The sequence below is a fragment of the Sphingomonas sp. Leaf198 genome (assembly GCF_001424005.1).
In the GTDB taxonomy this organism is placed as follows: domain Bacteria; phylum Pseudomonadota; class Alphaproteobacteria; order Sphingomonadales; family Sphingomonadaceae; genus Sphingomonas.
This window is the reverse complement of sequence record NZ_LMPX01000002.1, coordinates 683,216-701,181: the sequence shown is the minus strand read 5'-3', so window position 1 is coordinate 701,181 and position 17,966 is coordinate 683,216. Positions and strand designations below refer to the sequence as shown.

Annotated in this window: 11 protein-coding genes; 5 read left to right on the top strand and 6 right to left on the bottom strand. The window is 66.6% G+C overall.

Annotation, left to right across the window (positions count from 1 at the left end; genetic code table 11):
• Window positions 1-22: 22 nt before the first annotated feature.
• The 3 genes from ASG20_RS10255 to ASG20_RS10245 all read right to left on the bottom strand — a co-directional run bounded on the left by ASG20_RS10255 (window position 23) and on the right by ASG20_RS10245 (window position 5,663).
• Window positions 23-733, bottom strand: coding sequence for a DsbA family protein (locus ASG20_RS10255; RefSeq protein ID WP_056051640.1), 711 nt, complete (start codon window positions 731-733; stop codon window positions 23-25).
• Entirely contained in the window at window positions 730-2,085 is a 1,356-nt protein-coding gene (locus ASG20_RS10250) for a M48 family metalloprotease (RefSeq protein ID WP_056051639.1), read from the bottom strand. Before ASG20_RS10250 ends, ASG20_RS10255 begins: the two co-directional genes overlap by 4 nt.
• 608 nt (window positions 2,086-2,693) lie before the next feature.
• Entirely contained in the window at window positions 2,694-5,663 is a 2,970-nt protein-coding gene (locus tag ASG20_RS10245; RefSeq protein ID WP_231420244.1) for a ribonuclease E/G, read from the bottom strand.
• A gap of 540 nt (window positions 5,664-6,203) precedes the next feature.
• Between ASG20_RS10245 and ASG20_RS10240 the strand changes: the two genes are divergently transcribed.
• Entirely contained in the window at window positions 6,204-7,445 is a 1,242-nt protein-coding gene (locus ASG20_RS10240) for an N-acetylmuramoyl-L-alanine amidase (protein WP_056051635.1), read from the top strand.
• 286 nt (window positions 7,446-7,731) lie between these two features.
• Window positions 7,732-9,705, top strand: a complete 1,974-nt coding sequence (locus ASG20_RS10235; protein ID WP_056051633.1) for an OPT family oligopeptide transporter — start codon at window positions 7,732-7,734, stop codon at window positions 9,703-9,705.
• Window positions 9,706-9,955: 250 nt separating this feature from the next.
• Here the strand turns inward: ASG20_RS10235 and ASG20_RS10230 are convergent, their stop codons facing one another.
• From ASG20_RS10230 to queF, 3 genes are all read right to left on the bottom strand, one after another.
• A complete protein-coding gene (locus tag ASG20_RS10230; protein ID WP_056051630.1) occupies window positions 9,956-11,239 on the bottom strand; it encodes a glycoside hydrolase family 130 protein in 1,284 nt (427 codons plus the stop codon).
• A 64-nt stretch (window positions 11,240-11,303) separates the two neighbouring features.
• Window positions 11,304-13,574 (bottom strand): glycosyltransferase family 4 protein, encoded by a 2,271-nt coding sequence (locus ASG20_RS10225; protein WP_056051628.1) that lies wholly within the window; start codon window positions 13,572-13,574, stop codon window positions 11,304-11,306.
• A 158-nt stretch (window positions 13,575-13,732) separates the two neighbouring features.
• On the bottom strand, window positions 13,733-14,191 hold the full coding sequence (gene queF, locus ASG20_RS10220) for a preQ(1) synthase (protein WP_056053016.1): 459 nt from the start codon (window positions 14,189-14,191) through the stop codon (window positions 13,733-13,735).
• 164 nt (window positions 14,192-14,355) lie between these two features.
• On the opposite strand from queF, the gene ASG20_RS10215 reads away from it, so the two are divergent.
• From ASG20_RS10215 to metC, 3 genes are read left to right on the top strand one after another with little or no spacing between them, the layout of a single operon-like run.
• The gene (locus ASG20_RS10215) at window positions 14,356-15,903 is read left to right on the top strand and encodes a cryptochrome/photolyase family protein (protein WP_056051626.1); all 1,548 of its coding nucleotides are present in this window, start codon (window positions 14,356-14,358) and stop codon (window positions 15,901-15,903) included.
• 24 nt (window positions 15,904-15,927) lie between these two features.
• Window positions 15,928-16,758: a sulfurtransferase gene (locus ASG20_RS10210; protein ID WP_056051623.1), complete on the top strand. Its 831-nt coding sequence runs from the start codon at window positions 15,928-15,930 to the stop codon at window positions 16,756-16,758.
• Complete coding sequence (gene metC, locus ASG20_RS10205) at window positions 16,755-17,951, top strand: cystathionine beta-lyase (RefSeq protein ID WP_056051622.1); 1,197 nt, start codon at window positions 16,755-16,757, stop codon at window positions 17,949-17,951. The genes ASG20_RS10210 and metC overlap by 4 nt, the downstream gene beginning before the upstream one ends.
• Window positions 17,952-17,966: the final 15 nt, after the last annotated feature.

Below are 17,966 nucleotides of genomic sequence, written 5' to 3'. Positions count from 1 at the left end.
CGGGGTGACGGAGTGGGAGGGGTTAGCTTGCGCGCGCTGCCGCTACCGCTTTCTGGAGGTCCTCAAGCGGCAGAGCCCCCGACAACACGCGGTCGCCTACCACCCAGCTTGGCGTACCAGTCATGCCGAGTTTGGCCGCTGTTTCCATGTTCTTGGCGATCTCGGCGTCGGCGGTCTTGGTGAAGCTCGCCTGCGTCGTGTCGACCCCGGCCTTGCTCGCGGCCGCAGCGATCGAGGTGTCGCTGACCGGGCCGCCGGCGTAGAGCGCGTCGTGGAAGGTGGCGAACTTGCCCTGTTGTGCGGCGGCGAGGCTGGCGCGCGCGGCGATGCGGCTTTCGGCGCTGAGGATCGGGAGTTCGCGGAAGACGACCCGCACCTTCGGATCGGCGGCGATCAGCTTGGCGATCATCGGCAGGCTCGCGCGGCAATATCCGCAATTATAGTCGAAATACTCGACGAGCGTGACGTCGCCCTTGGGGTTGCCGGCCCAGGCGCTGCCGAACGGGGTGACGATCGCGTCGCGGTTGGCGGTGACGGTCTTGCCCGACTCGCGGTCGCGCAGTTTCTCCATCGCCTCGGGGAGGATCTCGGGGTGCGCCAGCACATAGTCGTGGACGATGGATTCGACCTGCGCGCGCTCTACGCCGCCGCCCTGGCGGTCGAAACCCCAGACCGCGAGGCCTCCGATGACGGCGCCGGCAATAGCGATCGCCGGGAATGTAAGTTTGCTCATTTGCGGCGCTTATACTGCTTGGGATTGTCGTCCATCTCGTTCTGCGCGGCCATCGCGATATCCTGCGCGCGGATCCAGTCGGTGGTGTTCGCCGGGATGTTCGCGAGCGCATATTGTGCGCTCGCCGAGGCAGTCCGCATGTCGCCGCCCATGCTGGCGCGCTCGGCGGTGGCGAGCGCGGCGCGCGCGGTGTCACCGGTCAGTTCGTAGACCGTGCCGAGCTGCATCCAGGCGAACGGGTTCTGGTCGTCGCGGCCGACTGCGGTGCGCAACACGCGAGTCGCCTCGGGGTAGTTCGCCTTGTTCTCGGTCGCGATCAGCGCGTGGCCGAAGGTGGTGGCGATCAGCGGGTTGTTGCGCGAGCCTTCGGTGGCCTCGCGCAGGGGGACGAGCGACTCGGTCGGCTTGCCCGCCTCGAGCAGGATCTGCCCCTTGATCTCGAGGAAATACGGGTCGGTCGGCTCGGCCTTTACCAGTGCGTTGGCTTCGGCGTCGGCTTTGTCGGGGTAGCCGGCCTTGTGATACGCGTAGGCGCGGGCGTAGTGGGCGTAGATCGACTGGTTGCTGGGCGGGTAGGCTTGCAGCGTCTGGTCGGCCGGCATGACGTAGCCGGCGAGCTTGGCCTTCACGCGGCGGAAGCGTTCCTCCAGCGCGGCGTCGGGCTTGTTGGCCCAGGCGGGCGACGCTTGGAGGTCGGCGGTGAGCGTCGCGACGCGCTCGCCCGAGAGCGGATGCGATTGCATGAAGGGATCGATGTTGGCGGTGCCGAAGCGGTATTCCTGCTGCTGCAATTTCTTGAAGAAGCTGAGCATGCCGCGGCCCGAGACGTTCGCCTCGCGGAGGAATTTGGCGCCGGTCGCGTCTGCGGTCGATTCCTGGACGCGGCTGAACGAGAGGTAGCTGCCCATCGCCGCCTGCTGGCCCGCCGCCATGATTCCGGCGCCTGCTTCGCCGCTGCCGGCTGCCATCGCGGCGAGGCCGAGGACCATCGAGAGCAGGTACATGCCCATTGCCGGCTTGGTGCCGCGGTCGGCGAGGACGACATGGCCGTCGGCGATGTGGCCGAGCTCGTGCGCGATGACGCCCTGGACTTCGTTGGCGTTGTCGGCGGCCTGGATCAGCCCTGAGTGGACGTAGACGGTCTGGCCGCCGGCGACGAACGCGTTGATCGATTCGTCGTTGATGAGGACGACCTTCACGTCGCGCGTCGAGAGGCCGGCCGCCTTGATCAGCGGGTTCGACATCTCCGCGAACATGGTTTCGGTTTCGGCATCGCGGAGGATCGACTGGGCCTGGAGGGGCGTCGTCCAGAGGAGGAGGGCGGTGGCTGCGGCGGCTACGAAGCGCTTCATATTACGGGGTATCGTCGATTGGGGGCGGGGGGGCAATGGTCGTGCGGTCGGGCGTGCGGTGGAGTGAAGTACAGGAAGTGCAGACGCTGGGAGCTGTTTTGCGGTCGGTTGGGAGTGTGGGTGGCATTGGGGGAGGGGAGCAGGGTTTGGGTGTGTAGGACAGGGGTTTGAGAGGGGCATTGCGGGTTGCTACGCCGGCTGTCGGCCACTTCCCCGGCAATTGGTTTCCTCCCTGGCTATCAGGGCACCGCCCCGGCGGAGGCCGGGGTCCAGTTGGGGGACCGGGCTAACTGAGGGTGGCGCTTCGTTATTGCCACCTTTCCAATTGGGCCCCGGCCTTCGCCGGGGTGGTGGTTGGTGGGGGGAGCTCGGCGTGCATCATCAGAGGAGCTAGAACACAAACCCAGGGCCGCCCTCCTGTCGTGTTCACCCGCGAAGGCGGGTGCCCAGTCTGGGTCCCCGCCTTCGCGGGGAAACAAATTTCTTGCTGTCGCCGTAGGGCGTCGGTTGCTGACAGACACCGTACAATCTTAGGGGCGATCCACCCCGCAAACGAAAACGGGCGCGGCCTTTCGGTCGCGCCCGTTCGTCGTGGCTAGGCTCCGGCGTTAGCCGAAGGTGCGCTGCCACCAGCCGCGGCGGGGGGCGCCGTCGGGGTCGTCGTTAGCGCCGTCGTTGGTGTCAGAAGTCGCGACGTCCTGGGGCTGGACTTCGGCCTTGGGCGGGGTGGTTGCGATCGGCTCGGCGAGGGGCTCGCTGGTCGGGGCGGCATCGCCGGCATCGACCACGGCTGCTTTCCGCGGACGACCGCGGGGCTTGGCGACCTTGGCGGGGGCTTCCTCGACGACCGCCTCTTCAACCGCTGGCGCTTCCACCACCGCGTCCGACGCCTTGCGACGTGCACGCTTGGGCTTGGGCGCCGAGGCTTCGATGGTCTCGGCGGGCGTTGCGCTCACCTCTTCCATCGTTGCTTCTGCAACCGCTTCGCGACGACGACGACCGGGCTTCGGTGCGGCCGGCTCGGCCGCGACGGGCTCCGGAGCGATCGGCGCCGGAACCACTGGCTCCGGTGCAACCGTCTCGGCGTCTGCCTCGACCGCGCGTGGCTTGCGGCCACGGCGCGCCTTGGGTGCTGCATCGGCGACCGCCTCGGCGATGTTCGCCGCTGCGGCTGCCGCACGGGCACGTGGACGACGGCGCATCTTCGGACCCTCGGCGACTTCCGCGACCGGGGTTTCTTCGACCACTGGTTCGAACGCCGGTTCGTAAGGCGGCTCGGCATAGGTCGACTCGACCGGCTCATACGCTTCCGGCTCAGGCGCCTCGGCGATCAGCTGGGCGTCGTCGACGCTGCTGACGGCGACCGACTGGCCGTTCTCGGCGCCCTGCTCGTTACGGCGACCGCCACGACGTCCCCGACGACCGCGACGACGACGGCCTTCGCCCTCTGCGCCATTGGCCTGCTCGGATGGCGCACCAGCCGAGACCATTTCGCCACCGCCGACTTCGACGATGTCGCCCTCGACCTCGTCGATCTCCTCGACGTTGGTGTCGGCGTCCTCGAACGTGCCGTCCTCGTTGACGCCCTCTGCTGCACCTTCCTCACCGGGACGTGCACGACCGCGACGACCGCGACGACGGCGGCGCTTCTTGCCGCCTTCACCATCCGCATCGCGACCGTTTTCACGCGGTGCACGCTGCTCGCCATTGCCTTCGCGAGCTTCACGACGGCGCGGCTGCTCGGCTTCGGCCTCCTCGACCTCTTCTTCCTCGATCTCGTCCTCGATCTCCTCGGGGAGGTCGTCTTCGTCTTCCTCGATGATCTGGACGAACTTCGGCGCGTGCGCGGGCGGCGGGCCGCTGGCCTCGACCGTCATGTGCGCGCCCTCCTCGTCCTGGCCGGGGATGATCTCGACGATCACGCCGTAACGATCCTCGATCTCGGCGATGTCGGCACGCTTGCGGTTGAGGATGTAGACCGCCGCTTCCTGGCTGGCGCGCAGGGTGAGCAGCGAACCGCGACCGCGGGCGGCCTCGTCCTCGATGAGGCGGAGTGCGGAGATGCCCGACGACGAAGCGGTACGAACGAGGCCGGTGCCCTCGCAATGCGGGCAGGCGCGCGTCGACGCTTCGAGCACGCCGGTGCGCAGCCGCTGGCGGCTCATCTCCATGAGGCCGAAGGACGAGATGCGGCCGATCTGGATGCGCGCGCGATCGTTCTTGAGCGCCTCCTTCATCGCCTTCTCGACCTTACGGACGTTGGAATTGTTATCCATGTCGATGAAGTCGATGACGACGAGCCCGGCCATGTCGCGCAGGCGGAGCTGGCGGCCGATTTCCTGGGCGGCCTCGAGGTTGGTCGCGGTCGCGGTCTGCTCGATCGAATGCTCGCGCGTCGACCGGCCGGAGTTGATGTCGATCGAGACGAGCGCCTCGGTCGGGTTGATGACCAGGTAGCCGCCCGACTTCAGCTGGACGACGGGGTGGTACATCGCGGCAAGCTGATCCTCGACGCCGGCGCGCTGGAACAGCGGCACGGGGTCGGCGTAATGCTTGATGCGGCGGGCGTGCGTCGGCATCAGCAGGCGCATGAACTCGCGCGCCTGGCGATAGCCGTCCTCGCCCTCGACGATGACCTCTTCGATTTCCTTGTTGTAGATGTCGCGGATCGCGCGCTTGATCAGGTCGCTGTCGCCGTAGACGAGCGCGGGGGCCGACGCCTTGAGCGTGGCTTCGCGGATGCCGTCCCAGAGGCGGGCGAGGTAATCGAAGTCGCGCTTGATCTCGACCTTCGAGCGCTGGAGGCCCGCGGTGCGGACGATGCAGCCCATCGACGGCGGCAGCTGCATGTCGGCCATGATCGTCTTGAGGCGCTTGCGATCGCCCGCGTTCGAGATCTTCCGCGAGATGCCGCCGCCGTGCGACGTGTTCGGCATCAGCACGCAGTAGCGACCGGCGAGGCTAAGGTACGTGGTCAGCGCCGCGCCCTTGTTGCCGCGCTCTTCCTTGACGACCTGGACGAGCAGCACCTGGCGGCGATGGATCACGTCCTGGATCTTGTAGCGGCGGCGCAGGTTCATGCGACGCTCGCGCAGGTCCTCGACCGCGGCATCGTCGGCGCTCGGCTTGCGTTTCCGTCGCGGGGCGTCGCCGGACTCGCCGCCCTCGAGTTCTTCGGCGACGTCGGGATCTACCCCGCCATCGTCCTCGAAGCGCTCGATGTCGTCCTCGTCGTCACCCTCGTCTTCGTCCGAGTCGTAGTCGGCGCGCAGGGCGGCTTCCTCGGCGGCGTGCTCGGCTTCCTCACGGAGCAGCGCGTCGCGATCTTCCTTGGGGATCTGGTAGTAATCGGGGTGGATCTCGCTGAATGCGAGGAAGCCGTGGCGATTGCCGCCGTAATCGATGAACGCCGCCTGGAGCGACGGCTCGACCCGCGTGACCTTGGCGAGGTAGATATTGCCCTTGAGCTGCTTGCGTTCGGCACTCTCGAAATCGAATTCCTCGATCCGGTTACCCTTGACGACTGCGATCCGGGTCTCTTCCCGGTGGCGTGCGTCGATCAGCATGCGCGTTGTCATTATAGGTTCTCCGCGCGCGCGCCGGGCCTGTCGGCAGCCGTCGCGCGCTTGATGGTGGTGCGGTCGGGCACGGACGCCCGGACTCGCGGATGGTATGCGAAACTGCCTCTGCGCGAAGTGCATGCCGCGGGAACTCTCCCTGCGGCGCCCGCACGACCGCGAGTCCGTCGGCGAAGGCCGGTCGGAGTGCGGGGCGGGGGGAATGCGTCATTCGAGCGTCAACCTGAATTGCCGCGCCGGCGAGGATCCGCTGGCGGGCGTCGAGACCGGCGCGTCGCTGGTAAAATCCAGGCGACACACGGCTGTACGACAGGACTAGCACTGCATACCCGATCTCGCAACTAGCCCCGGAACCGTCGCTTTCGTGGACGTTTCGGCTCGAAATAGGGGCAGCGAGGCGCAGACTTGCCGGGGCGGCAGAGCCTTGCCGGCCAATACGTGGCAAACGGCAAATTAACCGCACTGCGCAACCGCGTCTTGTGATGCGAAGCGCTATCGCTCGCACACAGAGATCGGATGTATCGATCAAAGGGGTGTAGCATGGGTTTTCGCTGGACCGGCGGCAGGGCCGCACGGCAAGGACGCGAGGTGTTGACGGTCATCGCCCTCATCGCCGGCTGGCTGGCGAGCGTCCCCGCCTGGGCGGCGACCGTGCAGAGCGTTGCGATCAGGGACGGGCGGATCGTCATCCGCTTCGACGAGGCGGTCGGCGATGCCGCCAGCCGCGTGCTGACCGGCCCGCGCCAGATCGCGGTCGATGTGTCGGGCGCTACGCCGGGGCGCGAGGTTGTCGGGCGCGGGTTGGTGACCGGCGTCACGCAGATGCGCAGCGGGCGATCTGGGATGCGGATGGTGTTCGATCTGGCCGAGCCGGCGATCGTCACCGACGGCGGGTTCGACTCCGACGGCCGCGAGCTGACGCTGGCGCTGCGCACGGTCGATTACGACCAGTTCGCGGAAGCCGGCATCGCCGGGCCGCTGAACTTCTTCCCGTTCAATTTCGGGGCTGCGTCGCGGCCTAAGTACAAGGTGTCGGTGCCGGTGCCGCCCAAGGCGCGGGGCATGAAACTGCCGCGGGTGCAGGGCGACGATACGCGGCCGCTGGTGGTGATCGATGCGGGGCATGGCGGTGTCGATCCCGGCGCGATCGGGCCTAACGGCCTGCGCGAGAAGGACGTGACGCTGAAGGTCGCCAAGGCGATCCGCGACGAGCTGCTGGCGTCTGGGCGCGTCCGCGTGGCGCTGACGCGGAACGACGACCGCTATTTGATCTTGCGCGAGCGGTATGGGGTTGCTCGGCGGTTGAAGGGCGATCTGTTCATCTCGATCCATTGCGACAGCACTGGGTCGGAGAACGCGACCGGCGCGACGGCGTACACGTTGTCCGAGGTGGCGTCGGACAAGGAAGCCGCGCGGCTGGCGGCGCGCGAGAACAAGGCGGACGTGATCTCGGGCGTCAATCTCGGCGAGGCGCCTGCGGACGTGTCGTCGATCTTGATCGACCTGACGCAGCGCGAGACGATGAACGCCTCGGCGACGTTCGCGCGGTTGCTCGGGCGCGAGGCCAGGCCGTTGATGCCGTTGAAGGCGAACTTCCACCGGATGGCGTCGCTGATGGTGCTGAAGGCGCCGGACATGCCGTCTATCCTGTTCGAGACGGGGTATATCTCGAACCCGCAGGATGCGGCGTTTCTCGACAGCGAAGAAGGGCGGCACCGGATCGCGGAGAGTGTCACTCGGGCGGTCGAGGTGCATTTCGCACGGCGGATGGCGGCGCGGTAGGTTCGGGGAGGGGGGCTCGCTCTTCCTTGTTCTCTCGCGAAGGCGGCAGCGCAGTCTGGACTCCCGCGTTCGCGGGAGAACATTCTTCTGATGCACGATCGGCTTCCCCAGCCCTCCGTCACCCCGGACTCGTTCCGGGGTCTACCGTTCCGCGAACTCACGTCTCTCGATCAAGTGGAACGGTGGATGCCGGAACGAGCCCGGCATGACGGACGGGGGGGCGGCGGTAGTTGCGCTCCAACAGCTTACGCGGCATTCGGGAACCTGAATTTTCAGGACACATCAGATGACCGACGCGACGCGGGGCGTAACCGACACGGGCCCCGAGACCAGCATGCGCGAACTGACCTTTCGCGGGATCGTGCTCGGCGGGATCATCACGCTGCTGTTCACCGCGGCCAACGTGTATCTCGGGCTCAAGATCGGGCTGACGTTCGCGACGTCGATCCCGGCAGCGGTGATCTCGATGGCGGTGCTGCGGTTGTTCAAGGATTCGACGATCCTCGAGAACAACATCGTCCAGACGATCGCGTCCGCCGCCGGCACGCTGGCGGCGATCATCTTCGTGCTGCCGGGGCTGGTGATGATCGGCTGGTGGCAGGGCTTTCCGTTCTTCACCACTGCGGCGATCACGATGTTCGGCGGCGTGCTCGGCGTGCTGTTCTCGGTGCCGCTGCGCCGTGCGCTCGTCGTCGACACCGTGCTGCCGTATCCGGAGGGGCGCGCGGCTGCCGAAGTGCTGAAGGTCGGCGCCGGCAGCCGCGAAGGTGGCGAGGAGAGCGCGCGCGGGCTCGGCATCATCGTCGCCAACGCGGTCGTCTCCGCCGGGTTCGCGATCCTGACGCAGACCAAGCTCGCCGCCGCCGAGGCCGCGACGTGGTTCCGCGTCGGCGCGGGCGCGACCGGGATCTCGGGCGGGCTGTCGTTCGCGTTGCTGGGGGCCGGGCATCTGGTCGGTATCTCGGTCGGCATGGCGATGTTCGCGGGCGTGGTGATCGGCTGGTGGGTCCTGCTGCCGATCCTGACCTCGGGTGGCAGCGTCACCGGGACCGCGGAAGTGATCGCCAACACCGTGTTCCGCTCTGACGTCCGCTTCTTCGGTGCAGGCGTGATCGGGGTCGCGGCGATCTGGACATTGTTGAAGATCGCCGGGCCCGTCGTGGGTGGCGTACGCTCGGCGTTGGCGGCTTCGGCGGCGAAGCGTGGCGGCGAAGTGCTGGCTCTCGAAGAGCGCGACATTCCGATCGGGATCGTCGGGATCGGTTCGCTGGCGATGCTGGTGCCGATCGGCATCCTGTTGTGGACCGTGCTTCAGGGTGGTCCGCTGGAGGCGTCGGCGATCGGATTGATCGCGGGGAGCCTCGTGTTCATCCTCGTTATCGGTCTCGTGATCGCGGCAGTGTGCGGGTACATGGCGGGGCTGATCGGCGCGTCGAATTCGCCGGTGTCGGGGATCGGCATCCTCGCCATCCTCGCCGCGTCGATCCTGCTGGTGTCGTGGTTCGGCCGCGCGGTCGCGCCGGGGACGACGCAGGCGCTGGTCGCCTACGGGTTGATCGTGACGGGTATCGTGTTTGGGATTGCGACGATCTCGAACGACAATCTGCAGGATCTGAAGACGGGCCAGCTGGTCGGCGCGACGCCGTGGAAGCAGCAGGTCGCGTTGCTGATCGGCGTGGTGTTCGGGTCGATCGTCGTGCCGCCGGTGCTGAACTTGCTGGGAAGCACGCTCGGGTTCGCGGGCGCGCCGGGGGCGGGGCCGAATGCGCTCGCGGCGCCTCAGGCGGCGTTGATCTCGGCGCTGGCGAAGGGCGTGCTGGGGGGCAATCTGAACTGGGCGATGATCGGATATGGGGCGCTGACTGGCGTGGTCGTGATCGCGGTCGACGAGTTGCTAGGCAAGGCAGGGAAGCTGCGGTTGCCGCCGCTGGGGGTCGGGCTCGGTGTGTATCTGCCGATGTCGGTGACGTTGCCGGTCACGATCGGGGCGGTTGTGGGGTTCGCGTATGATCGTTGGGCGGACCGCGCTCGCGATCCTGAGTTGGCGAAGCGGATGGGCGTGCTGACCGCTACCGGGATGATCGTCGGGGAGTCGCTGTGGGGCGTTGGCTTTGCGGGGATCGTGTATCTGACCAACAAGGAGACGCCGTTGGCGCTCGTTGGGGACGGGTTTGCGAGCGTGGCGCTGGTTGGCGGGACGCTGCTGTTCGCGGTGCTGACCTGGGTGATGTACCGGCGGACTATGGCGGCTTCGCGGTAAGCTTGTTTCCCCGCGAAGGCGGGGATCCAGACTGGGCTCCCGCCTTCGCGGGAGAACAAGATTGGGTCAGGACCTAGCCCACTCTACCACCCCGGCGGAGGCCGGGGCCCAATTGGAAAGGTGGGAGTAACGGAGCGCAGTTCGCCGTTATCTGCGTCCCCCAATTGGGCCCCGGCTTTCGCCGGGGTGGTGCTTACGCGGGGCTGGTGCTTACACGTGGGAGAAGGATGGCGTCCGTGGAACGCCCCCTTCACTTCATTGCCGCAAGCATGTCCTTGATCGGCACGAACGCGAAGCCCACCGAGCTGTCGGCGATCCCGTACGGCATGAAGATCGTGTCGCCATGCTTCAGCGCACCGCAGCTATAGACGACGTTGGGCACATACCCCTCGCGGTCCTGGTCCTTCGCCGCCAGAATCGGCTGGCTCGTCCGGCCGATCACCTTCGACGGATCGTCCTTGTCGAGCAGCACCGCGCCGATCGAATATTTGCGCATCGCGCCGACGCCGTGGGTGAGCAGCAGCCAGCCCTCGTCGAGCTCGATCGGCGGGCCGCAATTGCCGATCTGCACCAGCTCCCACGGATATTCGGGCGTCAGGATCTTTTCGCCGTCGTCCCAGTCGGTCAGCGTGTCGGATTTCAGCAGGAACAGGTTCTCGCCGTCCTGCCGGCCGATCATCATGTACTGGCCGTTCACCTTCCGTGGGAACAGCGCCATGCCCTTGTTCCGCGCGGCAGGGCCGGTCATCGGCACGAGGTCGAACGCGCGGAAATCGCGGGTGCGCATCAGTTCGGACTGGATCACCGAGCCGTTATACGCGGTGTAGGTGCCGATCCACTCGTAGTCGCCGTCCTCGTGCTGGAAGCGGACGATGCGGAGATCCTCGAGGCCCTTCGACTGCGCCTGCGTGATCGGGAAGATCACCGTGCCGCTCAGCGTGCTGTCGCGGTGGCGATAGACGGTGACGGGGCCGATCGGCATCTCGTCCTCGCCGCTGCCGACCGCATCGGTCGCGGTCGCGAACGGAGGTTCGGGCGCGAGCTTCATCTGGTTTTCGCAGGTGATGATGCCCTCGCGGAAGGCGACCGACGAGATGTGGCCCTCGCCGACGGCCCGCAGGCTCATCAGAATCCGCATCGAGCCTGGCGGCATGCCCGACTGGTCGAAATGCGGCACCGCGCTGGGGTTCATCAGCGCGGCGGCGGCATAGCTGTATTCGTGGCAGAAATACGCGCCGATCAGCTGGCGCTTCTCGTCGCCGATCTCCGCGCCGTTCAGCCCGAGCATGTCCTCGATCTGGTCGTAGCGCGTCATGAACACACGCCGCGTCTGCCAGTGGCGTGCCTCGAAATCCTTCAGCACGACCTCGAGCTGCGCGCGCGCCTGTGCGGGCGACATTTCCAGCACTTCGCCGACGAGCCGCTCGGTGCGGCTCGGTGCGCCGCCATGACCGCCCCAGGCGATATGGAATGGCCGCACGACGACACGCGAAGGGTCCGCGTGCAGCCGCAGCTGGTGGTTGAACAGATCCATCGTAGCAGTGCCCCGCGTCGTTCCACTCAGCGCACCGTCGCCTGTCAGGCTGTCTCTAGCGTGGCTAGGCGACGACGCGCGCCGCTCCTGCCACGCTTTGCGCTGCCTTTGATACCCCTGAAATGGCACAACTTGCGAGTTGGAGCGCCAAAATCGACTCGGCACCCTGGTTTCGGTTGAGCCCGGTCGGCATCAGGCCGTCATAGCAACCGCCGTCCGCGACGCTCGCAAGCGGCAGGTCGAGGTCGTTGACGCCGAGGAACCAGCCATAGGCGCGCAACGCTTCGTCACGCCAGCGCACGTCACCGGTCGCGTCGTACGCTGCAGCACATGCGTCGACGGTCGCCTGCGCCTCCAGCGGCTGCTGGTCGAACTGCAACGGCTCGGCATAGGGGCGGTTGAAGCTCTCCGAACCGACCGCGCGGAAACGGCCCTCGGGCGAGGTCTGCTTCGCGACGATCCAGTCGAGCGTGGCGAGGCCGCAGTCGATCAGGTCCTGACGCCCGAGCGCCTGGCCTGCGCGGATCAGCGCCTGCGGAAGGCGCGTATTGTCGTAGGCAAGCACGATCTCGAACCACTGCCACTCTGGACGGCGCGCCTTGGCGAGCAGGTCGAGATGGACCTTGGGGAAGGCTTCGAGGATCGACAGCGACAGCTGGTGACCGGGCTTGGCCTCCAGCATCGCCGCCGCGCCGAGCATCGCGAACGCCTGCGCGCGGAGACTGCCGAGCTCCAAGGCCATCGACGCGGTGGAATCGAACATCGCGGTCGCCCAATCGCGATGCTTGGCGGCCTGCGCATCGCGCGCGGTGACGCCGAGCGACCAGAGCGTGCGACCGTTCGAATCTTCCGACCCCGAATCCTCGCACCAGGTGCGATCGAAGTTCATGAAGTTGCGGAACCGGCGCGTGTCCGGGTTCCAGGCGTATTGCACGAACGACGCGTAGATCGTCATCCACTTGTCGCGGGTGACGTCGTCGAGGTCGGGCAGCGCGCTCATCAGCATCAGCGCGCGGCAATTGTCGTCGATGCAGTAGCCGTGGCGACGATCGGGGATCGAGTAGATCGAATGCTGGAGCATACCGGTCGAATCGCTCATCCGCTCGACTGCGGCGAAATCAGGCGTCAGCTGCTTCAGCGGGGCTGGCACCTTGGCGAGGCGAAAAGGGCGCGCCGCCACGATCGCACGGATCTCCGTCATCATCGCCTCGGCGAGCTTCGGCCAGATCATCGTGCGGCCGCGCGCATAGGCACGCTCGGCCAGACGGTTGCGATCGCGGTCGTTCGACATCAGCGCATCGATCTCGCGTGCGAATGCATCGACGTCGCCGAACGGGACGAGCACGCCGTGGCCATCCGCGAGAATCTCGGTCGCGTGCACGTACGGCGTCGAGATGACGGGCTTGCCGACGCCGATCGCGTAGCTGAGCGTGCCCGACGTGATCTGCGCCGGGTTGGTGTACGGCGTCACATAGACGTCCGCCGCCTGGAGATAGTCGAGCAGTTCGCCATGCTCGAGGAAGGCATCGACGAACGAGACGTTGTCGGCGACACCCTTCTCGGCGGCGAGCGCCTTCAGCTTGTCGCGGTACTTCTCGCCCTCGTACGCGACGAGGTTCGGGTGCGTCGCGCCGAGTACGACGTACAACAGGTCGGGATGCTTCGCGATCACCGCGGGCAGCGCGTTGATGACCGTCTCGATCCCCTTGTTGGGCGCGAGCAGGCCGAACGTCAGCATAACCTTCCGGCCTTCCCAGCCGAACTTGTCCTTCAGCACGGCGGGATCGAGCAGATCGCGGTCGGGCACGCCGTGCGGGATCATGACGATCTGGCGCGAGTTCGCACCATAGACACGCTGGAGGATGTCGCGGCCACGCTCGGCCATGACGATCACGCGCGCGGCGCGACGCAGCAGCCCTTCGAGCACGCGGCGCTCATCGGCGTTGGGCTTTTCGAGGATCGTGTGCAGCGTGACGATGACGGGCAGCGTGGTGCGATCGAGCAGCGCTAGGATGTGCTCGCCTGCCGGGCCGCCGAAGATGCCGTATTCGTGCTGGAGCCAAATCGCCTGCGCGCCACTGGCTTCGATCTTCCGCGCGGTGTCGATATAGGCCGACAGCTCGGGCTCGGGGATCGTACCGGTGACTTCGGCCGGGTAGTCGTATTTGCCGGGGTGATCGTCCATCGCATAGACGTCGACGGCGATCTCGGGGAAGCGCGCGCGCATGGCCGTGAAAACGTCGGTCGTGAAGGTGGCGATGCCGCACTGTCTCGGCAGGAAATTACCGATCAGCGCCAGTCGCGCGATATTCCCACCGTCCGCCGGTTTCACCATACCCTGTCCCTCGTTTGAGCGCGCACTTCTCGGAGAACCCGGTCGCGCATTCATTTGAACGGTTCAGGTAGCATAAAGTTTCATCACATACTGCAGTGCAGCACGGGAATAATATCAATCTAAATCAAATCGATATTTCGCGTCGTCGACTTGGGCCCTCATCCACGACCGCGATAGGGGGCGACACCCTGATCCGGCAGCCACAGATCTTGCGGCGGTGCACTCGATTGCCAGAACACGTCGATCGGGATTCCGCCGCGCGGATACCAATAGCCGCCGATGCGCAGCCACACCGGTTTCATCTCGTCGAACAGGCGCTCGCCGATGCCGACGGTGCAATCCTCGTGGAACCCGGCATGGTTGCGGAAGCTGCTCAGGAACAGTTTCAGCGACTTGGATTCGACGATCGTCTCGCCGGGGACATAGTCGATCACGAGGTGCGCGAAGTCGGGCTGGCCGGTCACGGGGCACAGCGACGTGAACTCGGGCGCCGCGAACCGCACCAGATACGTCCGGCCCGGCCGCGGGTTCGGAACATAATCGAGCACGGCCTCTTCTGGAGAGGCGGGGAGGGCGCTGTTCTGGCCGAGATGCAATGGGTTCTGGGGAGCGGTCATGTGCCGCCATGTAGGATGCGATTCGAATGCCGCAAAGTGGTTGATGCTTTCCTCCGTCATGCCGGGCTCGTTCCGGCATCCACCCGTCCGCGGACTCCACGGGCGGCGAGCGTGCGGAACGGTGGACCCCGGAACAGGTCCGGGGTGACGGAGTGGGTGCTGATATGACGACGACACTCGTACCGATCCTCGGCGACCAGCTCACGATCGACCTCGCCTCGTTGCGGGATTGCGATCCGGCGACGACGATCGTGCTGATGATGGAGGTCGACGAGGAGACGACCTATGTCCGCCACCACAAGCGCAAGATCGCGTATATCCTCTCGGCGATGCGGCACCACGCCGAGGCGCTGCGCGAGGCCGGGTGGACGGTCGAATACACGCAGCTCGACGACCCCGATAATGCGGGCAGCTTCACCGGCGAGATCGCACGCGCGATCGAGCGGCATAACCCCGAGCGGATCGTCGTGACCGAGGGCGGCGAGTGGCGCGTGATGGCGATGCTCGAAAGCTGGGAGACGCTGTTCGGCATCCCCGTCGAGATCCGCAGCGACGATCGTTTCCTCGCCAGCCATGCCGATTTCGAGACCTGGGCGGCGGAGCGGAAAACGCTGACGATGGAGTGGTTCTATCGCCAGATGCGGACGCGCACCGGGCTGTTGATGGCCGCCGGCAAGCCCGAGGGCGATCGCTGGAACTTCGACAAGGAGAACCGGAAGCCCGCCAAGAACGACCTGCTGATGCCGCGCCCGCTGGTGTTCGCGCCGGACGCGATCACGCAGGATGTGCTGGCGCTGGTGGCGGAAAGGTTCGCGGATCATCCGGGGAGCCTCGACGGATTTGAGTACGCCGTGACCGCGGAGGATGCGGAGCGGCAGGCGGCGAATTTCTTCCGCCACGCGCTGGCGCAGTTCGGGGATTACGAGGACGCGATGCTCACCGGCGAGCGGCATCTGTGGCACTCGATCCTGTCGCCGTACATCAATTCGGGGCTGCTCGATCCGCTCGATTTGTGCCGGCGCGCGGAGGCGGAATACCGTGCCGGTCGAGCGCCGCTCAACGCGGTCGAGGGGTACATTCGCCAGATCATCGGCTGGCGCGAATATATGCGCGGGATCTACTGGCGTGAGGGGCCGGATTACGTCGAGCGCAACTTCCTCGATCATCACCGCGAGTTGCCCGGCTGGTACTGGACCGGCGAGACCGACATGCACTGCCTGCGCGAGGCGATCGGCCAGACGCTGGAGACGGCACACGCGCATCACATCCAGCGGCTGATGGTGACGGGCAATTTCGCGCTGTTGATCGGCGCGGACCCAGCCAAGGTGCACCAATGGTATCTTGAAGTGTATGTTGACGCGTACGAGTGGGTCGAACTCCCTAACACGCTGGGGATGAGCCAGTTCGGCGATGGCGGCTTGTTGGGGTCGAAGCCGTATATCTCGTCGGGCGCGTATATCGATCGGATGTCCGATTATTGCGGGTCGTGCCGGTACAACGTGAAGCAGCGGATCGGGCCCGATGCCTGTCCGTTCAACGCGCTGTACTGGGATTTCCTCGCGCGGCACGAGGACAAGCTCGGCCGCAACAACCGGCTGGCGATGCCGTATCGCAACTGGGCGAAACAGTCGGAGGCGGACCGCGAGGCGACGCGTGCGCAGGCGGCCGGGTTCCTCGCCTCCCTCGACGCGAGCGGCCCGGCTGGCTACTGACCGATCGAGCACAAGGAGCCGCATATGGACGCGTTGGTGAGCACCGAATGGCTGGCGAACGAACTGGGCGCGAGCGATCTCAGGATTGTCGATGCGACCTACGCGGAAGGGCGCGATGCGGCGGCGGAGTATGAGGCGGCGCACATCCCCGGTGCGGTGTTCATGAACCTCAGCGAGTTGCGTGATACCGACAGCGACCTGCCTAACACGCTGCCGTCGGCGGAGAAGTTCGCGAGCCGGATGCAGACGCTGGGGCTCGGCGATGGCAGCCGGATCGTACTGTACGACAGCTCCCCCTGGCACACGTCCGCGCGGGCGTGGTGGTTGTTGCGACTGTTCGGCGCGCACAATGTGGCGATTCTCGACGGCGGGTTCGCCAAGTGGCAGGCCGAGGGGCGGGAGATCGCGACGGGGAAAGAGACGCCGCGGCATCGGCACTTCACGACCTGGGCGGACCTGAAAGGCGTGCGCGATCTCGACCAGATGAAGGCGAACGTTGAAAGCGGGGCGGAGCAGGTGCTCGACGCGCGCTCCGCGTCGCGCTTCACCGGTGCGGAGGAAGACCCGCGGCCGGGCACCGCGCCGGGGCATATTCCGGGCTCGAAGAACCTGCCGCAGGGGGCGGTGTTCAACGCGGACGGCACGTGGAAGACCGGCGACGCGCTGAAGGCCGAGTTCGACAAGGCGGGCATCGACCTGGCGAAGCCGATCGTGATGACCTGCGGCTCCGGCATCACCGCGTCGGTACTGGCGTTCGGCGCGCACCTGCTCGGCAACGACGCAGCGCTGTACGACGGCAGCTGGTCCGAATGGGGCGGCGATCCCTCGACACTCAAGGCGACAGGCACGGCATGAGCGACACGAACAAGCCGGTCGGCGACGCGACCAAGGTCGTCCTCGCCGGTCGTCGCCCGGAATGGACTCAAGGTATCGTCAGCCCGCCGGTCTGGCGCGCCTCGACGATCCTCTACGATTCGGTCGGCCATCTCCGCGACAGCGCCACGCGCGATACGCATCACCGGCTGTTCTACGGCCGCAAGGGTACGCCGACGCAGTGGAGCCTCGCCGACGCGCTGACCTCGCTCGAGCCCGGCGCGGAGGGCACGTTCCTCTACTGCTCGGGTGTCGCGGCGATCGCGGCGGCGTTGCTGTCGGTGCTGTCCCCCGGCGACGAATTGCTGCTGGTCGACAGCGCCTACGACCCGACGCGCGGGATGGCGGGCGGCCTGCTCAAGCGGTTCGGCATCACCACGCGCTATTACGACCCGATGATCGGCGCGGGCATCGCCGACCTGATCGGCGAGAACACGCGGGCGATCTTCATGGAAAGCCCCGGATCGCTGAGCTTCGAGGTGCAGGACGTCCCCGCGATCGTCGCCGCGGCGAAGGCGAGGGGGGTGACCACTCTGCTCGACAACACCTGGGCGACCCCGCTGTTCTTCCCCGCGATCGAGCGCGGCGTCGACCTGACGATCCTCGCTGGCACCAAATACGTCGTCGGCCATTCGGACGTCATGCTCGGCTCGGTCACCGCCGCGTCCGGCCATTTCAAGAAACTGCGCGAGACGAGTTTCCAGCTCGGCCAGGTCGCCAGCCCCGACGATTGCTGGCTTGGCAGCCGCGGGCTGCGGACGATGGCGGTGCGCCTCGCGCAGCACCAGTCGAGCGCGCTCCAGATCGCGAACTGGCTCAAAGGCCGTCCCGAAGTCGCGCAGGTGCTTCATCCCGCGCTTCCCGACTGCCCCGGCCACGACCTGTTCGTGCGCGACTTCAAGGGCTCCAGCGGCCTGTTCTCGTTCGTCCTCAACGGCGGCGACGAGGCATCGCGCGCCGCCCTGATCGATGCACTCCAGCTGTTCGGCATAGGCTATAGCTGGGGCGGCTTCGAAAGCCTCGCCATCCCCGCCGACCCGCAGCGCCACCGCAGCGTCACAAAGCGCGACGCCGCAGGCCCGATGGTCCGCCTCCAGATCGGCCTCGAAGACCCCGCCGACCTGATCGCCGATCTCGAAGCCGGGCTCGCCGCTTTCTCTGCCGCAAAGGTCTAGACGATTTCCGATCGA